This is a genomic window from uncultured Planktosalinus sp. (assembly GCF_963973675.1).
GTDB lineage: Bacteria > Bacteroidota > Bacteroidia > Flavobacteriales > Flavobacteriaceae > Planktosalinus.
In genome coordinates, this window is record NZ_CAXBAN010000409.1 from 1 (window position 1) to 2223 (window position 2223).

General features: G+C 38.1%; 1 protein-coding gene and 1 pseudogene. Both read left to right on the forward strand.

Translation table 11 applies throughout. The features are described 5' to 3' along the window. A partial coding sequence (locus AACY61_RS12735) for a RecQ family ATP-dependent DNA helicase (RefSeq protein ID WP_339611955.1) occupies positions 1 to 1884 on the forward strand: 1884 nt, incomplete at its 5' end. A 49-nt stretch (positions 1885 to 1933) separates the two neighbouring features. Then, positions 1934 to 2223, forward strand: a pseudogene (locus AACY61_RS12740) (apolipoprotein N-acyltransferase); the annotation flags it as partial.

The following is a 2223-nucleotide window of genomic DNA, read 5'->3' on the forward strand; positions in this document are numbered from 1 at the left end:
AAGAAAGAAATTGTTGACGGTATAACAAAACTGCTATACGTAGCACCTGAATCGCTTACCAAAGAAGAAAATGTAGCTTTTTTACGAAGTGTTAAAATCTCATTTCTTGCAATAGATGAAGCCCATTGTATCAGCGAATGGGGACACGACTTCAGGCCTGAATACAGAAATCTAAAATCAATTATCGGAAGAATTGGTGATAACATCCCTATAATAGCCCTCACAGCAACTGCCACACCCAAAGTTCAGGAAGACATAATCAAAAACCTTAACATAACCGATGCCAAGGTTTTTAAAGCCTCTTTCAATAGGCCAAATTTATTTTATGAAATTAGACCTAAAACCAAAAATGTAGATGCTGATATCATTCGATTTATAAAACAAAACGATGGTAAAAGTGGCATTGTTTATTGTTTGAGCAGAAAGCGCGTTGAGGAACTTTCCCAAACCCTTCAGGTCAATGGTGTGAATGCAGTGCCCTATCACGCCGGATTGGACCCAAAAACAAGAGTGAAACATCAAGACATGTTCTTGATGGAAGATGCCGATGTAGTGGTGGCTACAATCGCTTTTGGAATGGGAATTGATAAACCTGATGTGCGCTTTGTAATTCATCACGACATTCCTAAAAGCATTGAAAGTTACTACCAGGAAACAGGACGCGCAGGAAGAGATGGCGGTGAAGGACACTGCCTTGCATTCTATTCTTACAAAGACATCGAAAAACTCGAAAAGTTCATGAGTGGTAAACCGGTCGCCGAACAGGAAATAGGTCATGCACTTTTGCAGGAAGTAGTTGCATTTGCAGAAACCTCCATCTCAAGAAGAAAATTTATCCTCCATTATTTTGGTGAAGAATTTGACAATGAAACAGGTGAAGGCGGTGATATGGATGACAATATGCGCAATCCTAAAAAACAACACGAAGCCAAAAACGATGTAGTTAAACTTCTCAATGTCATCAAAGAAAGTAATCAACAATATAAATCAAAAGCAATTGTTCAAATTCTCGTTGGTAAACTAAGTGCCCTTATCAGTTCTCACCGTTTGGATACACAACCCTATTTTGGTCTTGGAAAAGATAAGGAGCCTGAATACTGGATGGCCCTTTTAAGACAGGTGTTGGTTGCAGGTTTGCTTTCAAAAGATATTGAAACATATGGTGTCATTAAATTAACACCACTGGGTCTTGAATATTTGAAGAAACCGGCTTCATTTATGATGACAGAAGACCACTCTTTTAAAGAAGCCAATGACGATACCGTCATAACTGCACAAAAAGGAGGTGCTGTAGCCGATGAAAAACTATTCAAACTTCTCAAAGAAGAACGAAAAAAAATGGCTCACAAATTGGACTTACCACCGTTTGTAATTTTTCAAGACCCTTCATTAGAAGACATGTCCCTAAAATATCCCGGCTCTATTGATGAACTTTCAAATGTGCATGGAGTGGGTGATGGGAAAGCAAAAAAATATGGAAAACCATTCATAGAGCTTATCAACCGTTATGTTGATGATAATGACATTGATCGCCCCGATGATATGATTGTCAAAACAACCGGGTCAAACAGTGCGCTTAAACTTTATATCATTCAAAATGTTGACAGAAAATTGCCCCTGGCTGATATTGCAAAAGCTAAAGGACTCACAATGGATGAATTTATCAAAGAAATGGAGGCCATTGTATATAGCGGAACAAAATTAAATATCAATTACTGGCTCGATGACATACTCGATGAAGACCAGCAGGAAGAAATACACGATTATTTTCTTGAAGCTGAAACCGATAAGATTGACGATGCAATGAATGAGTTTGATGGCGACTATGAAGAGGAAGAACTTCGCTTATACCGAATCAAATTTATCAGCGATGTGGCCAATTAAGAGTCCGTTGAATCTCCCTATATTTACCACTTAAAAAATCATTGCTCAAATGAGATATTTTTTGCTTGCACTTGCTTCGGGTCTTTTACTATCATTTGGCTGGCCAACCTGGGGTTTTCCCTTATTTTTATTTTTTGGTTTTGTTCCTCTTCTTGTCGCTGAACGCAAAATTAGAAAGACTGCCAAAAAAAGAAAAGGATGGCAAGTATTGCTCTTTGCCTATATAGCATTTCTTACCTGGAACATTATCAAAACAAACTGGCTTTGGTATTCAAGTGAATTTGGTTCAATCTTTGCCATAACGGTCAACTCTCTTTTGATGGCGCTGGTATTTTTGTT